The 17,394-nt window shown below is 48.1% G+C and carries 12 protein-coding genes; 9 read left to right on the top strand and 3 right to left on the bottom strand.

Features of this window, described 5'->3' with window-relative positions:
* Position 1: 1 nt before the first annotated feature.
* On the bottom strand, positions 2–430 hold the full coding sequence (locus D9Y29_RS07515; RefSeq protein WP_127126595.1) for an SPOR domain-containing protein: 429 nt from the start codon (positions 428–430) through the stop codon (positions 2–4).
* A gap of 38 nt (positions 431–468) precedes the next feature.
* Entirely contained in the window at positions 469–1,137 is a 669-nt protein-coding gene (gene deoC, locus D9Y29_RS07510; protein WP_127126593.1) for a deoxyribose-phosphate aldolase, read from the bottom strand.
* Between the two features lie 94 nt (positions 1,138–1,231).
* Here deoC and D9Y29_RS07505 point away from each other — a divergent pair, with 94 nt between their 5' ends.
* Entirely contained in the window at positions 1,232–4,348 is a 3,117-nt protein-coding gene (locus tag D9Y29_RS07505; protein WP_127126591.1) for an amidohydrolase family protein, read from the top strand.
* A gap of 21 nt (positions 4,349–4,369) precedes the next feature.
* A complete protein-coding gene (locus tag D9Y29_RS07500; protein WP_127126589.1) occupies positions 4,370–5,668 on the top strand; it encodes an amidohydrolase family protein in 1,299 nt (432 codons plus the stop codon).
* A 217-nt stretch (positions 5,669–5,885) separates the two neighbouring features.
* Here D9Y29_RS07500 and D9Y29_RS07495 read toward each other — a convergent pair whose 3' ends face one another.
* On the bottom strand, positions 5,886–6,203 hold the full coding sequence (locus D9Y29_RS07495; protein ID WP_127126587.1) for an MmcQ/YjbR family DNA-binding protein: 318 nt from the start codon (positions 6,201–6,203) through the stop codon (positions 5,886–5,888).
* Between the two features lie 124 nt (positions 6,204–6,327).
* Here D9Y29_RS07495 and D9Y29_RS07490 point away from each other — a divergent pair, with 124 nt between their 5' ends.
* The 7 genes from D9Y29_RS07490 (at position 6,328) to D9Y29_RS07460 (ending at position 17,383) form a co-directional block, all read left to right on the top strand.
* Positions 6,328–6,924, top strand: coding sequence for an RNA polymerase sigma factor (locus tag D9Y29_RS07490; protein ID WP_164735306.1), 597 nt, complete (start codon positions 6,328–6,330; stop codon positions 6,922–6,924).
* 46 nt (positions 6,925–6,970) lie between these two features.
* On the top strand, positions 6,971–8,215 hold the full coding sequence (locus D9Y29_RS07485; protein ID WP_127126583.1) for a FecR family protein: 1,245 nt from the start codon (positions 6,971–6,973) through the stop codon (positions 8,213–8,215).
* Positions 8,216–8,397: 182 nt separating this feature from the next.
* Positions 8,398–11,796 carry a SusC/RagA family TonB-linked outer membrane protein gene (locus D9Y29_RS07480; RefSeq protein ID WP_127126581.1) on the top strand — a complete coding sequence of 1,133 codons (3,399 nt, stop codon included), beginning with the start codon at positions 8,398–8,400 and terminating at the stop codon, positions 11,794–11,796.
* A gap of 11 nt (positions 11,797–11,807) precedes the next feature.
* Positions 11,808–13,292 (top strand): RagB/SusD family nutrient uptake outer membrane protein, encoded by a 1,485-nt coding sequence (locus tag D9Y29_RS07475; protein ID WP_127126579.1) that lies wholly within the window; start codon positions 11,808–11,810, stop codon positions 13,290–13,292.
* 36 nt (positions 13,293–13,328) lie between these two features.
* Positions 13,329–14,093, top strand: a complete 765-nt coding sequence (locus D9Y29_RS07470) for a DUF4397 domain-containing protein (RefSeq protein WP_127126577.1) — start codon at positions 13,329–13,331, stop codon at positions 14,091–14,093.
* A gap of 21 nt (positions 14,094–14,114) precedes the next feature.
* Positions 14,115–15,035: an ABC transporter ATP-binding protein gene (locus tag D9Y29_RS07465; RefSeq protein WP_127126575.1), complete on the top strand. Its 921-nt coding sequence runs from the start codon at positions 14,115–14,117 to the stop codon at positions 15,033–15,035.
* Positions 15,036–15,046: 11 nt separating this feature from the next.
* Positions 15,047–17,383 carry an ABC transporter permease subunit gene (locus tag D9Y29_RS07460; RefSeq protein ID WP_127126573.1) on the top strand — a complete coding sequence of 779 codons (2,337 nt, stop codon included), beginning with the start codon at positions 15,047–15,049 and terminating at the stop codon, positions 17,381–17,383.
* Positions 17,384–17,394 lie beyond the last annotated feature (11 nt).

Raw genomic sequence — 17,394 nt, 5'->3', positions numbered from 1 at the left:
ATTATTCCAGTTCCAGGTTCTTCTCGGGGGTTACTTCAATTACGTCGCGCACAATATATACACCGGAAGGAAAGTATTGTTTGATGGAAGAGAGGTATTCTTCTGCATCTTCACGCTTGATGAAATTGCCCACTTTGAGTTTATAGAAAGGACTTTGATACAACAGGTATGCTTTCAGTTCCGGGAATTGCTGGTAAATGGTAGACTTGGCGGTGAAAGCCTTGTTACGGTCGTTGGTGCTCACTACCTGGATGCGGAATCCGGGGGCGGACCTGCGTGCATTACGTGTGGTGAATTCATTGATCTCGATCTGTTTCTTCACCAGTAATTCAATGCGCGGATCCTTATGCACTACCACGGTTCCGGTATCGGTCTGTGCAGTAGCGTTCAATGAAATGAACAGTATCAGTATGCCGCCAATCAGTTTCATATAGGAGATGATTTGTGCTGCTAAAGTACAACAATGTTTTAATAGCCTTCAGCGCCCTGCTGTTCTTTAACAATTGCCACGCTGGCGCTGCATCCCAGCCTGTCAGCCCCTGCGCCGATCAGCTGCCTGGCGAATTGCGCGTTGCGGATACCGCCTGATGCTTTGATTTTGATAGATGGCGGAAGGTTGACCCTCATCAGTTGCACGGCTTCCGGTGTGGCGCCTTTTTCCGCATAACCTGTGGAGGTCTTTAAGAAATCCACGCCCATGCCACCATATAATTTGCAGCATTCGATGATCTCTGCATCGGTGAGTACACCGGATTCGATGATCACTTTCAGGATGCGGTCATTCTTATGGGCAGCTTCTACAATATGTTTCACTTCCCCTTCCAGGTAGGTCCAGGCTTTGTTCTTCAGGGCAACGAGGTTGATCACCATGTCCAGTTCATCGGCCCCGTCTTCAATGGCCTGCTGTACTTCAAATATTTTTGCTTTCGCTGCGGAGTAACCGAAAGGAAACCCGATCACTGTTGCGGTCTTTACGGAGCTTCCGCCCAGGAAAGCCTTTGCGTTCCTCACCAGCGGCGGTGGCAGGCAAACGGCCGCAAAGCCATATTGAGTGGCTTCTGCGCACAAGTTGCGCGCATCCTCCAACGTCATAACAGGCTTCAGCATTGTGTGATCGATATACGGAGCTATATTCATGTATTATATTGACCGGTTAAGCAAATTTTTACCCGACTAAATTACTTCATTTGAGTAATTTGGTTCTTCATCTTTCATATCTAAAATTAACGTCATGAGAAAGTCCGGGTTTTACCCACCAGGGAAACCTTTATTCCTGGTGTGGCTGATATGTTTGGTCCATGTCAGTCTCACTGCACAAACCACTAATCCTGTAAACGGTGTGGCTGATCCGAGGACCAGCCATTATGCTTTCACCAATGCAACACTGGTGCGCGATGCACAAACTACCATTCCCAATGCCACACTGGTGATACGTGAGGGAAAGATCTTAGCGGCCGGGGCCAATGTGAGCATCCCTTCCGGCGCAACAGTGATCGATTGTAAAGGGAAATTCATTTATCCCTCTTTCATCGATATTTACAGTGATTATGGCATTGCCATTCCTCAACGTCCTGCAGGAGGCTTCAATTTTTTTGGTCCCCAGCAGCTCACCAGCAACCAGAAAGGAGCATTCGGCTGGAACCAGGCCATCCGCGCGGATGTGGAAGGCGATAAGCTCTTCAATACAGACGATGCAAAAGCCAGGCCACTCCGTGATCTGGGTTTTGGTACCGTGCTCACGCATTCGAAAGACGGCATTGCCCGCGGCACCGGTACAATAGTGACCCTTGCCAATGAGAAAGAGAACCTGGTAATGGTGAAGGAAAGAGCATCGGCGCACTATTCTTTCAGCAAGGGATCGAGCACACAAAGCTATCCCGGCAGCCTGATGGGCACTATCGCATTGCTGCGTCAAACCTACCTGGATGCACAATGGTACAAAACTGCTCCCGTGAAAGAAGGCGTGAATATCTCACTCAGATCATTCAACGAAATACAATCACTGCCACAGATTTTCGATGCTGGCGATAAATGGGCCGATCTCCGGGCAGACCGCATTGCAAAAGAGTTCGGCGTACAATACATCATCAAGGGCGGTAATAACGAATACCAGCGCGTCAGCGAGATCGCTGCTACCAAAGCGGCCTTCATCCTTCCACTGAACTGGCCTGCTCCCATGGACGCGGATGATCCAAATGATCTCCGCTTCACCGGCCTGGACGATCTCAAACACTGGGAACTGGCGCCTACCAATCCGGCGGCACTGGAAAAAGCAGGCGTTACTTTTGCTTTCACTGCTTCCGACCTTACCAATATTTCAGAATTCACTGCCAACCTTCGCAAGGCCATTGAATATGGTCTCAGCGAAACCAAAGCACTGGAAGCGCTCACCAAAACACCGGCCTCACTGTTGGGAGTATACGAAAAAGTTGGAAGCCTGGAAACTGGCAAGCTCGCCAACTTCATCATCACTTCCGGAAAATTGTTCGATGCCAAAACGGTGATCCTGCAGAACTGGGTGCAGGGCGCCAGGTACAATGTGAAAAATGAGCAATGGTTTGATGTGAAAGGAATGTACAATCTTCAGATTGCCGGAGCTGCTCCCAAATCATTCCAGCTTTTGCTGCAGGATAATGGCGTGGCTAAACTTTCTCCTGCCCGCGGTAATGATACACTCAGCGGAAAATATTCCTATGATGGCAAGCTGGTGAAGCTCAGCTATACGGAAGGACGCGGCGCCAATGCCAAAGAGGTGATCATGAGTGGTGTTGCCAGCCAGCAGGGCAACTGGAATGGAACAGGAACAGATGCGGCCGGTAACCGGTTCTCCTGGAATGCAGGGATAATAAGCTTTTCTGCCCCCAGGGCCGATACAGCCAAACCAAAGCCTGCACTGGATCTTGGAAAAGTAACCTATCCTTTCATCGGTTATGGATTTGAAACCATGCCCGCACAGGAAACCATCCTGATCAGGAATGCAACGGTATGGACCTCAGAAAAAGATGGAAAACTGGAAGGCACTGATGTACTGGTGAAGAATGGAAAGATCGCGGCCATCGGGAAAAACCTCTCCACTGCCGGCGCGCGCGTGATCGATGGGACCGGCAAACACCTGACAGCCGGTATCATCGATGAACACTCGCATATTGCCGCCATGAGCATCAATGAAGGCGGACAGAGTGTTACTTCAGAAGTGCGTATCGGAGATAATATCAATCCCGAGGATATCAATATCTATCGCCAGCTCAGCGGCGGCGTTACCACTTCGCATATCCTTCACGGTTCGGCCAATACCATTGGTGGACAAACACAGCTGATCAAACTGCGCTGGGGCGCCGATGCTGAAGGACTGAAGTTCCAGGGAGCCGATCCTTTCATCAAGTTTGCACTCGGAGAGAACGTAAAACGTTCTTCTTCCCAACAAAATGTACGATTCCCCGATTCACGCATGGGTGTAGAACAGGTGCTCACTGATGCATTCCAGCGTGCAGCCGATTACCAGGCTGCACTGAAAGCCGCTGCTCCTGCTGCAACCACCGCGAAAGGAAAGAAAGGGGCCGCTGCTCCCGCAGCCACTACCAATGCTGTCCGCCGCGACCTTGAGCTGGATGCACTGGTGGAGATCTTGAACAAAAAACGTTTCATCACCTGTCACTCTTACGTGCAAAGCGAGATCACCGCTACTATGCGGGTGGCTGAGAAATTCGGTTTCCCTGTAAACACGTTTACGCATATCCTTGAGGGTTATAAGGTGGCCGATAAGATGAAAGCACATGGCGCCAATGCCAGTACTTTCTCCGACTGGTGGCAATACAAAATGGAAGTGGTAGACGCCATTCCACAGAATGCAAGCATCATGAGCAAAGTGGGATTGAATGTGGCCATCAACTCAGACGATGCTGAAATGGCGCGCCGCCTCAACCAGGAAGCAGCCAAGAGTATCAAGTATGATGGAATGAGTGAGATCGATGCGCTGAACATGGTTACCATCAATCCTGCCAAAATGCTGCATGTGGATGATAAAGTGGGTTCCATCAAAGTGGGAAAAGATGCGGACCTCGTGCTCTGGAGCCATAACCCGCTCACCATTTATGCCGTGGCAGAAAAAACGATCGTAGACGGTACTGTTTATTTCGATCGTGAACGCGATGCGCAGTTGCGCAAACAGATCCAGGCTGAAAAAGCAAGACTGACAGCGAAGCTGCAGGCCGCGAAGAAAACTGCCGGACCTGCCGGCGCGGCTCAATTCCAGCGCGCAAGGCCAAGAATGGAACTGATCCATACCTGTATGGACCACTTTCACAGTCACGGTCTGCTGGCCATCGATGTAGACAATATCAACGAGTAACCAAACAGAAAACTGAAACAAATGAAACGCATCTTTTTATTCATAAGTGCTGTGTTAACGGTGGGAGTGCTCTCCGCACAGGAGACCGTATATCCTGCGCCGGCACAGACCATCACCTTTGCGCTTACCAATGCCACGGTGCATATCGGTAACGGGCAGGTGATCGAGAACGGAATGGTGGTAGTGAGCGGGGGAAAGATCGTGGATGTACGTCCGAATGCCGCCATCGCCGATGTAAAGATCTATGATTGCAAAGGCAGGCATATCTATCCCGGACTGATCCTGAGTTCATCCAATCTCGGGCTGGTGGAAGTGGGCAGCGTGCGCGCTACTGTAGATGCCAATGAACTGGGTGAGCTCAATCCAAATATCAGGAGTGTGGTGGCATATAACACCGATTCAAAAGTGATCAATACGCTTCGCACCAATGGAATTCTGCTGGCCAATATCGTTCCGCAGGGCGGACTGATCTCCGGCTCATCTTCCTTGGTGCAACTCGATGCATGGAACTGGGAAGACGCTGTTGTATCCGCAGACAATGGTATCCATTTCAGGATGCCTTCCCTGTTGAACAGAACAGGAGGTCGTGGATTTCGATTTGCATCACAGCAAACCGGTGATCCGGTAAAGCGCGGACTGGAGCAGATTGAATCAGTGAAAGCATTCTTCCGTGAAGCAAAGGCTTATTATGCAGAAAGCAAACATGAAGCAACCAACCTGAAGTTCGAAGCGGTAAAGGGATTGTTCGATAAATCCAAAAAGCTTTTCGTTCATTGTAATATTGTGAAGGAGATGCTGATCGCGATCGATTTTGCAAAGGAGTTTAGATTCAATGTTGTGCTGGTGGGCGCTGCCGATAGCTGGCAGATCGCTGACCTGCTGAAGCAGAACAATATTGCAGTTGTGCTGAACCAGTTGCATGATCTGCCGGTGATGGCCGATGATGATGTGGACCAGCCATTCAAAACACCTTCCATTTTGCAAAAGGCCGGTGTATTGTTTTCCATCAATGATGACGATGGCAATACGCGTCAGCGTAACCTGGCTTTCAATGCCGGAACTGCTGCTGCTTACGGGCTCACAAAGGAACAGGCTTTGTCTGCCATCACGCTGAATGCTGCTACCATCCTCGGTGTGGCTGATAAGACCGGATCGATAGAAAAAGGAAAAGAGGCAAATATTGTTGTTGCTGATGGTGATATCCTGGACATGAGTGGCAATGTGATCAGGCTGGCATTTATCCAGGGAAGGGAAATAAACCTTACAGACAAACACAAACAATTATCTGACCGTTACAAACACAAATACGGCATCAAATAATTCAACTTCAAAAAAGTGCAGAGGCATGCTTATACAGTATGCCTCTTTTTGTTTCGAAGTGGCCAGTCGCTCGCCTCTGGCGAGTGACTTCTATTTGTTCGCCTCCGGCGAACACCGCGTCGCCGGAGGCGACTAAACAAACGTCACTCGCCAGAGGCGAGCGACTGCTCCACGAGTAAACTCAATAGCCCCTTTTAGTCAGCCCCATGATCTCCTACTACCTCTTACTTCGCTTCCCCGCATATGCCGCATCCATCGCTTCTTTCAATACAGCTTTATCCACTTTCTTCAAATTCACATGCGTGCATCCTTTCAATCCCCATTTGCCGGGAACAGGTGCAAAAGCTTCCGGAGCGAATTTGCAATACACATATTGTTCTTCTGGCGTCAGTATGATCATGCCCAGATTTTTCTCTTCAGCAAGCGTGGCAAATATTTTCTTATTCACCCTGAAAGATGCTTTGTCGAAATGAGGCAGCTCCACTGTCTCCTTACACGCAAGCGCCAGTTGGCGGAATGTTCTTACACTAACCATTGAAATGTATTGCAGTCCAAGTTAAGGATTACCAACAGGCCTTAATTGTAAAATCGCGACAATTATTCCCGCTGCCATTAGTTTTTTCCCTAGTTTGCAAGACCTAAACTTAGCTTCCGTACTATTGTATCTGACCACATCATATCATGAAAAGGAGCTGCTGCTGCTGATCAGCCAGGGAGATGAACAGGCATTTGAGCAATTGTTCAATCAATTCGTCCCCCTGCTGCAACCTTACCTTTTGAACATGCTGAAATCAGAGCAGGCTGTTGAAGACGCCATTCAGAATACTTTCATCCGCATCTGGCTGCAGCGGGATAAACTGACCGATGTTGAATTTCCGCGCACATGGATCACCCGCATCGCCGTCAATGAATGTCTTAATATGCTCCGGCGCAAACAAACGGAAAAGAAAGTGCTGGACAAATGGCAGGAAATTTCCCCTACACAATCAGGCATCGAAACAGATACACAATTCCATCAGACGAAGCAACTGGTGCAACAGGCCATCGATAAATTATCCCCGCAAAGAAGAAAGATCTATGAAATGAGCCGCCTTCAGGGCAGGTCTGTTTCCGGGATCGCTGAAGAGTTGGGCTTGTCTGTTCAGACCGTCAAGAATACGCTGGGAGTCAGCCTGGAACTGATTCGCGAGCATCTGAAGAACAACGGCATCGTCATTCCTGCTGTAGTGTTCTGGACTTTTCTTGGATTTTTTTAAGTTACGATGGTACTATCCCTTTACCCGCGTTTCTATTATTACCCATATGGACGAAAACAGGATAAAACTATTATTGCAGGGCTACAAAGCCGGTACACTTTCAGAAGCAGAAATTGCTGAATGGGAGCAGGCAATGGAATTAGCGGAAACCAGGCAGATGCTGCAGCAATTGATGGAAGTGGAAATGCTGGCTGTGAAGGATGCAGGCGATTTCGATATGCAGCCCTGGAAGCCGGTGCTGGCGCGTATTCTGAGCCTTGATAAACCTGAAGCACATGCAACCGAAGAAATGCCCTCTGGCAGGACCTATCGCATGCGCAAATGGACCTGGGCCGCAGCTGCAATCCTGGTTTTGCTTACAGCAGGAACTATTTATCTTTTTACCAATAAAACAGCCACTGCACCGCCTGTTGTTGCAAAAAAACTCCAGGAGATCGGACCGGGTAAAGAGGGTGCTGTGCTTACTCTTTCCGATGGCAGACAGGTAGTGCTGGACAGTCTGGCCAATGGTATTGTGGCCATGGAAGATGGCGCACAGGTAACACTGAAAAATGGACAACTGCAATATGCACAGCTGGAATCTGCCAGTAAGGAAGTACAGTACAATACCATGACAACCCCGCGTGGAAGGCAATTCATGATCACGCTTCCTGATGGCACCGAAGTCTGGTTGAATGCTGCCAGTTCTATCCGTTTTCCCGTTGAGTTCAATTCAACGGAAAGAAGGGTAGAAGTAACAGGCGAGGCATTTTTCCATGTGAAGAGCCTCAAACTTCCCGCTTTCAATGGAAGCCGCGCCATCAAAGTTCCGTTTGTGGTGAACGTGAACAAACAAATGGAAGTGGAAGTACTGGGTACGCAGTTTAACGTGAATGCATACACGAATGAGAAAGCTATCAATACTACACTCACTGAAGGTGTAGTAAGGGTGAGTACGAATGAAACGAAAGATGAACCATCGCAAATGGCGATGCTGATACCTGGTCAGCAGGCGTCCCTGAAGAACGATGGCGGCAGAAAGATCACCGTACAGGAAGCAGACCTGGGTAAAGTGATGGCCTGGAAGAATGGCCTCTTTAATTTTGAAAATGTCAGTCTCGCTGATGCCATGATGCAACTCGAGCGTTGGTACGATATCGATGTGGCCTATGAAAACGGTATCCCCAACATCTGGTTCTCAGGCAAGATAAGCCGGGAAACCAATCTTACCGGATTATTGAAAATACTTGAAAAGACCGGAGTGCAGTTCCGACTGGAAGGAAGGAAGCTGATAGTGCTCCAGGGTAATTGACCATCCTTATCTGCGATCATTAACCTTACCTGTCATTATCAACCTTTCCTGGAGATCGGCTTAAAAAAGCCGGAAGTGGTTGCAACACCTCCGGCTGTGTTTTTGAGTTGATCGGAAGAATCGTGTTCATTTTTTCACAACTCCCGCCTGATTATGAGCAGGCGGTAAAACTGACGCAATTTATGTTAAAAACTGCATTCCGGCCGAAATCCGGTGTGGCGCTTCCTTATGGCGCTCACAAGGGTTACAGGCCCCTGACCAAACTGCTACTCGTGATGAAGCTGACAATCGTACTACTCACCACCATGCTGACTTGCGCCGCCGCCACCGGTCTTTCACAGTCAGTTACTTTTTCCGGAAAGGATGTTCCGTTGAAACAGGTATTCACAGCCATCGAAAAGCAAACTGGCTATGTGGTGTTCTCCAACAGGAACACACTCGATGATGCAAAACCCGTTAGCATCTCTGCCACCAAAATGCCATTGACTGAATTCCTCAGCGCGGTTTTGAAAGACCAGCCTTTTGAATTCCTGATCGAAGGCACTACCATTGTGCTTTCCCCAAAAAAAATTGTACCACCGCCCATTCAATTGTTTCCACCTGCCGGCAGGGACATAACAGGGTTCATATTCGATGAAAAGACCAGTGCCCCGCTGCGCGGCGTAACCATTGCCGTGAATGGCTCCAACAAAGCCACCCAGACCGATGAAAAGGGAGGATTCATCCTGAAAGGGATGGAGGGAGATTTCACCATTACACTTAGCAGCATCGGCTATGAAAAAAAAGTGGTGAAGATCTCCAAAAATGCCACCAGCATCGTGGAATCCATGAAAGTAGCCACCAACGAACTGGACCAGGCCGTGGTGCAGGCTTATGGCATTACCAGCAAACGACTGGCTACCGGAAATATCACCAGGGTAACCGGTGAAGAGATCCGCAGGCAACCCGTTATGAACCCAATGGCTGCACTGCAGGGAAAGGTACCCGGTATGGAACTTTCCTACATGACACCCAATGCCAGTTCTCCCATCAAGATCCAGATCAGGGGAAGGAACTCCATCAATCCAAATGCGATCACCGAACCATTATATGTAATAGATGGTATTCCGCAAACCGTACTGGAATCTGGCATCATTACAAGAAATGCTCATGGCGTTTCACAGGGGTTTGTACAAAATGGTATTTCTTATACGCAGGGACAAAGTCCTTTTTTCAATATCAATCCGAGGGATATTGAAAGTATCGAAGTGTTGAAAGATGCTGATGCAACTGCCATCTATGGTTCGCGTGCAGCCAATGGTGTGATCCTCATCACCACTAAAAAAGCGCAGCCAGGCAGAACGGCATTTGAAATGAATGTGCAGCAGGGGATCGTAATGTTGCCCCGCACACCGGAAATGCTGAGCCTCCGTGAATATCTGGATATGCGCTATGAAGCTTTGAAGAACGATGGCATTACTCCTACCGAACAAAATGCACCGGACCTGACGGTATGGGATACAACCCGCTCCACCAACTGGGTTAAGGAATTGCTGCGCACCGGGAAAAATACAGATGTTTCCGCTACGCTCAGTGGTGGTGATCAGCGCACCAGTTTCAGATTGGGTGCAGGTTATTCACAAATGGCGGAGCTCAATACCAGGTCCGGAGGTAACAAAAGAGGAACACTGCATCTGAACCTGCGGCATACGAGCCTGAATCAAAAGATGACCGTGAGCCTTACCACCTCTTATGCAGTGTCTAAAGTGGATGCTGTTAGTGACCCTACAGATGCCTATACGCTGCCCCCCAATGCCCCGGCTATTTACAATGAAGCGGGTAAGCTCAATTATGCAGCATATAATCCTGATCCAAGATCCGATAATTTCAAATTCGCCTACCTGCTTCAGCCGAATATTCAGAAAACCAATATCCTTAACAGCAACCTGACCATTAATTATACATTGCTCAAAGGACTGACGCTGACCGGTAGTTTCAGTTATCAGAACATGCATAATACCAACGATATCTTCAGGCCTACAGCAGCTTTGGACCCAAGATTATCTCCCTATTCTTCCGCCATCTTTGGGGACACAAGGAATAGTAACCTGGCATTCGAGCCGCAATTGAATTATACACGCCATATTGCAAAAGGCCGTTTGTCTGTATTGGTCGCCGGCACCATGCAGAAAACCAGGTCCACTTCCGAAATGGCTACAGGCCTGATGTTCCCCAGCGATGATCAGATGGAAAGCATTGGCCTCGCTCAGTTTAAAGATATAGCCAATACAGCCTTCGATTTCAAATACGCCGCCATATCCACCCGTATCAACTACAACTGGGACCAGAAATATATCCTGAACCTCCAGGCAAGAAGGGATGGCTCTTCCCGTTTTGCACCGGGAAGCCAGTACGGAAATTTTGGATCGATAGGCGCCTCCTGGATCGCTACAGAAGAAGAATGGTTGCAAAAGAACCTGCCTTCCTGGGTAAGCTTCATCAAACTCAGGGGAAGCTATGGCATTACGGGAAGCGACAATATCGGTAATTACGAATACCTGCCCAGGTACTCCACAAAACCGGCAGGCAGCTCCCAGAATATGTTTACCTACAATGATATTCAACCCTATGTAAGTATCATTCCCGTGAACCAGGAATACAGGTGGGAAGAGCAAACCACGCTGGAAGGCGGATTGAACCTCGGTTTCCTGGAAGACAGGATCAGTTTTGACCTGGCCATTTACCGCAAACGCTCCGGTAACCAGCTCACACAACTACCCACTCCCGCTTATTCAGGATTTACAACAGTAAGAGCCAACTGGGATGCCGTGGTGCGGAACCAGGGTATTGAAGCCGCCATAAGAATGGAACTCATCAGGAAAAAAGACCTGAGACTTTCGGTATACGCGAATATCACCAGGAACACCAATAAGCTGATCGATTATCCCGGACTGGAATTTTCTCCTTTCGTCAACCGCCTGAAGGTGGGTGAATCCCTCAACATGCGCTACATCAAAAAGATCACCGGCGTTAACCCGCTGACCGGCGAATACAGTTTCGAGGATTACAACAAAGACGGACGCATTACGGACAATAACAGTGTTTTCCCGGGAACCGCTGATGACGATAATTATCTCGCTTACGATCTCACCCCTAAATATTTCGGCGGGTTCGGAACAGAACTGAGCTGGAAGCAGTACAGCCTTTCATTACAGTTCGCTTATGCCAACCAGATAGGGCCACCTGCTCAGGTGGGCCTCAGCGCTGGCCGCATGGCAAATGTGATCTTGTTTGATGATTTGATGGCCAACCGCTGGCGTCAACCGGGCGATATTGCCAAATATCCAAAATTCACCACCCTTGGAGACAACAGGGGAGTGGAATATATCAACACCGGCTATATAAGATTGAATGCCGTTCAGTTCAGTTATGCCATGCCGGACAAACTCAGTAAGAAAGCAGGATTGCAGGCATGCAATTTCTCTCTCCGGGTGTCTAACCTTTTTACGATCACCAGGCATAAACTGGACCCTTCCATAGCGACGGGCTCCTTCAATCCCATTCCAAGGATCATTGTTGCTAACCTAAGCTTCACTTTATAAACCGAACGGATATGCGAAATACATCAAAATATATACTCCGGTTCCCGATATACCTGCTGCTGGCTGTATCAGTTATTTCCTGTAATAAACTGGTGGAAGTGGACGAGCCCATCGATTCCATCACCGCTGAAAAAATGTATAAGAACGAGCCGCAGGCTGAAGGCGCACTGGCAGGCGTTTACTATGAATTGATCAATGGGAATGCAAATCCGAACAATGCTTTCCTGGGGACCTTTGCAGGTGGGCTGTCTACTTATGCCGGCGGACTGTCGGCCGATGAATTCATGGTGGGCACCAGTGATCAGAATGCTTACGCACTGGCTACAAACAAGCTGACTTTGACAAACAGCAGCTATTCCGCCAGTATCTGGAATTCTGCCTACCATACTATTTACAACGCCAACTCCGTGATTGAAGGCATTGCCGGAGCAAAGAATTCGGCTATGCGTGATAGTGTGAAAATTCAGTATACGGCGGAAGCTAAATTCCTGCGTGCTTTTTGTTATTTCTACCTGGTGAATTCCTTTGGTGATCTGCCCCTGGCACTCACCGTCGATTTCAATCAGACAGTGCGCGTTTCAAGATCTCCTGTTCAGGTTGTGTATGAGCAAATACTGAAGGACCTCCGGGATGCAGAAAGGGATCTGCCTGAAAATTTCGATGCCGGAAAAAATGAAAGGGTACGCGCCAACAAATGGGCGGCCAAAGCATTGCTGGCCAAAGTACACCTGTACATGGGCGATTACCCGCAAGCGGCCGCTAAAGCATCGGAACTGATTGCCGCAACCCATCTTTTTAAACTGGAACCTCTCGGTAGCATCTTCCTGGCACAAAGTAAGGAAGCGATCTTTCAACTCAAGCAAACCAATAGGGCAAGTTTAGTCAGGAACGCAACTGCGCAAGGTTATTACTTCATCCCGACCGACCGTTATAAGGATCTTGCCGGGGTGTGGTTAACCACTCAAATGATCGATGCATTTGATGAAGGGGACCTTCGTTGGGATATGTGGACGGACAGTACCATGCAATCCAATACCGGGTTGAATGTGAAAGTCTGGTATCCTGTCAAATACAAAACAGGCAGGTACAATTCCGTGACTGGTGCTCCCTCACCTGAATATTCCATGGTGATGAGGCTCGCAGAAATGTACCTGATCAGGGCCGAGGCAAGGGCCAATGGCGCTGATGGCGGCCATACCAAAGCCATCGAAGACCTCAATGCTATCCGCCTCAGAACAGGATTGCCCAATCTTTCCATGAGCCTCGATGTGGATGCAGTGAAAGAAGCGGTTGCCCATGAACGTCAGATAGAGCTTTTTGCTGAATGGGGTAACCGTTGGTTCGATCTCAAACGTACTGGTAAAGCCAGTAACATCCTGAGTGCCATGCCTGCCAAGCAACCCTGGGAAGGTGATTACCAGTTGCTGTACCCGATACCCCCGGTGGAAATCCAGAACAACAGCAACATCATTCAAAATACCGGCTATATCAGGTAATAGCGCTGATCCATTCAATCACTCAATCGAATCACAATGAAACAAATCATAACTGTTACGATATGCTCCCTGCTCCTTATTGCCTGCTCCAAAGAGGAGCCCGTTCGACAGGGTTCAACATCGCTTCTGATCTTTCATGGAATTGCTGGCGGAAATATTATCAGAACAAATTTTTCAGCAACGCCTCCTGCTACTTTCTATAACCTCAATTTGGTGCAGTACGGCAATTTTTTTCCGAGTTCAAATCTGTACAGCCCTGTTGCTGGATCTGTGGACATCAACCTGTACCATGTTCCTGATACCTTGCCTAAAGACGAACCGCTGATCAGCCTGAAACCTGAGCTGCCCGAAGGATCGATGCATACCTTGTTCCTGGCAGGAACCACTGATGCGCCGGAATATACGCTGGTGAAGGATGAACCGCTGCCATTTAATGCCGGCGACAGCGCCATGGGGGTCCGTTTCGTGAATCTACTGCAGGACAATATACCCGTTAGTATCAATATCGCTACACATGAGGAAGGGTCTGAAGTAAATAGTCTGCCTTTCAAAGGTGTAACGGAATTCAAAAAATATGATGTGACAATGGACCTCGCAGATTATGTTTTTGAATTCCGCAATGCCAATACAGGAACTGTTATTGCCAGTTTCACCACAGAGCAGATCGCCAATGATGGCAAGCTGATGCCCAATGCATGGATCTATAAAAACTTTGCTTTTGCACTGGTGGGGAAAGAAGGAGAAACAGGAACAATGAAGCCCAAAATTGCAAAGATCAATTATGGACGTGTGTCTAATTGACCACAGAATCAAATATCATTTATGAGTATTTTAAAAATCGAAAATTTATCACACAGGTACAGCGCCACCTGGGCTATCAGGGATATCAACCTGGAAATAGACCAGACAGGTGTGATCGGATTGCTCGGCTCCAATGGAGCCGGCAAATCCACCACCATGAATATCGTTTGTGGTGTGCTGAACCAGTCGGAAGGTCATGTGTTCATCGATGGGCTAGACACAAGAGTGAAACCTGAAGAAGCCAAAACCAAAATAGGGTTCCTTCCTCAAAACCCTCCTGTGTACACAGATCTCACCGTTGATGAATACCTTACCTATTGTGCAGACCTTCGGTTGATGGAGAGTTCAAAAATCAAAGCTGCCGTTGAAGAAGCCAAGGAGAAATGCCAGATCGCGCATTTCAGCAGCAGGCTCATCAAGAATTTATCAGGCGGTTACCGGCAGCGTGTGGGCATTGCGCAGGCCATTATCCACAAACCCAAACTGGTGGTGATGGATGAGCCTACCAATGGCCTCGATCCCAATCAACTGATCGAAGTGAGGAAACTGATCAGGGAAATTGCGCAGGACAGCACTGTGTTGTTATCGTCCCATGTGATGAGCGAGATCCATTTGCTTTGCAGGGAAGTGGTGATGATCGAAGGCGGCCGCATCATCTTCTCCGATACCATGGATGCTTTCAACAATTACATGCAGGCAAACAGCGTGCTAATGAGTATGGAAAATCCGCCTTCACTCACAGATCTGCAAAGCATCAAAGGCGCTACCAAAGCGGAATTCCTGACAGAAAAGAAAGTACGGCTTTATTTCGACGGTGACCAGGAGATCACGGAAAGGATCATCGCCGTCAGCATGCAAAATGGATGGCGCCTGCGCGAGATCAACCTTGAAAAAGGTTTGCTTGAAGATGTGTTCAAGCAGCTATCTACACAATCCCACTAAAAGACTGATATATGAAACTGATCTATAAGATCGCCCGGACAGAGCTCCGTAATCTGTTCTATTCTCCTGTGGCCTGGTTTTTATTTGTGGCCTTCCTGGTGCAGTGTTCATTTTTTTACAGCCGGGTAATCCAGGAATTTGCCAAATGGCAATCGCTGATGCAGGAGAACAATCCAAAATTCGAGGGTTTCAACCGCTCGCTCACACAGATGGTGTTCCTGAATAACGATAGCATTTATGTGAATGCCATCAATAACCTTTATCTCTTCCTGCCCTTGCTTACCATGGGTATGATCAGCCGTGAGATGAACAATGGCACCATCAAATTATTGTATTCTTCGCCGGTGAAAACAAGGCATATCGTGTTGGGGAAATACCTGGCCCTGATGGTCTTCAACCTGCTGCTGATAGCAGTGATGGGTATTTTCATGATCGCGGGCTTACTCAATATCAAGGATGTGGATACGGGGATGGTGCTATCTGCCACGCTTGGATTCTATTTGCTGATCTGTGCATTCGGCGCCATCGGTTTGTTCATGAGCAGTCTCAGTACTTACCAGATCGTAAGCGCTATCGCCACTTTTCTCGTCATCTTCATCCTGAACAGGATCGGCGGGCTCTGGCAGCAATATGACCTGGTCCGTGATCTTACTTATTTTTTAGCGCTCGGCAGCAGGGCAGGCAAAATGATCAGCGGTCTCATTACAACCGCGGATGTGATCTATTTCCTGCTTATCATTTTCATGTTCCTTTCCTTTACCGCATTCAGGCTGAAAGGCAGCAGGGAGTTCCTGCCCTGGTACCGAAAAGCAATTCGTTATGTTGCAGTCACTGCTGTGGTATTATTGATCGGATATTTCAGTTCAAGGCCCGGTATGATCGGTTATTGGGATACCACGCGCGACAATCTCCTTACTATCCATCCCAATACGCAAAAAGTAATTGCCGGTTTCGAAAAGGGAGAACCGCTGGAGGTGACGTTGTACAGCAACCTGCTGGATGGCAGTTACAGTAAAACCGCACCCGCAGGACGAAATGAATATATGTGGGTCTTATGGGAACGATATCTTCGTTTCAAGCCCGATATCAAATTCAATTTCGTGTATTACTATGATTGGATGGACGGAGACAGTACTATCTATCGAAACTACCCGAAAAAAACGATGAAGGAAATTGCGGCCATCAATGCAGAAGGATATGAAACCGATCTTTCCAGGTTTGCGACGCCGGAAGAAGTCAGGAAGATGGTAGACCTGCACCCTGAAAAAATGAGGGCTGTAATGCAGTTGAAATACAAAGGCAAGACTACCTGGCTGAGGACCTTCCCTGATACAGATTTCTGGCCCCATGAGATTCAGGTATCTGCCGCTTTCAAAAGATTGCAGATGCCGGAAATGCCGAAAGTATTGTATACTACCGGTAACCTGGAAAGGGATATTTATAAGGTTGGTGAACGTGAATTCAATGCGCATGCTTTCAATAAAGGAAACAGGTCCTCGCTCATCAATCTTGGTTTTGATGCAGACACCATATCTCCTGATTTACGAGAAATACCCCAGGACATTTCCAGCCTGGTGGTAGCCGACCCAAAAACAGCGCTGAGCCCGCTGAAAGAAGAAAGGATAAAAAGATACCTTGACAATGGCGGCAATGCCTTCATTATGGGTGAGCCTGGTAAACAGGAAATTCTCAACCCTTTACTTTCGCATATTGGTACACGTTTGGAACCCGGACAACTGGTTCATGTAACCAGGCATGAAGTACCCAATATGCTGCAGACCTATTTTAAACCTGACCTGTATTTTATGTACGATGGCCAGGGTATGCAAAGACTGCGGAACAGGATGAACAATCCCAAATACAAGGATACAGTGCCGGATGTAGTGCCCGGGGCTGTGGAAGTGCAGGTCATAGGCGGAACTCCTTACCAGTTCAAACCTTTATTGGTCACAAAAGAAGGTGCATTCAACAAAGCCGGCAGGCTGGTGGTGGATTCAACAGCACCCGTTTTCACGCCCGCAGAGGGAGATGTGAAAAAAACGCCTTTTACTACCATAGCTATTGTTACCAGGAACCTGCCTGACAAGAAGCAACGGATCCTGGTGGCCGGAGATGCTGACTACATGAGCAATATCAGGAACGGAGGCAAACCAATAACTATCGGCTTCTTCAGTTGGTTAGACAATAACCGGTTCCCCGTGTACACCCCTATGCCTGAACCACTGGACCAATTATTTACCATTTCCAGCAAAGCCGCCAAAGCGCAATCCACTTTCTTTATCTGGATTTTGCCTGCACTGCTGCTGTTGCTGGGTATCGTGATATTGGTGCGTAGAAAAAGAAAATAAAAAAAGAGACA

Source organism: Pseudoflavitalea rhizosphaerae, assembly GCF_003991355.1.
Classification (GTDB): Bacteria; Bacteroidota; Bacteroidia; order Chitinophagales; family Chitinophagaceae; genus Pseudobacter; species Pseudobacter rhizosphaerae.
The sequence above is the reverse complement of the archived record's forward strand: the minus strand, read 5'-3'. Positions and strand labels throughout refer to the sequence as shown.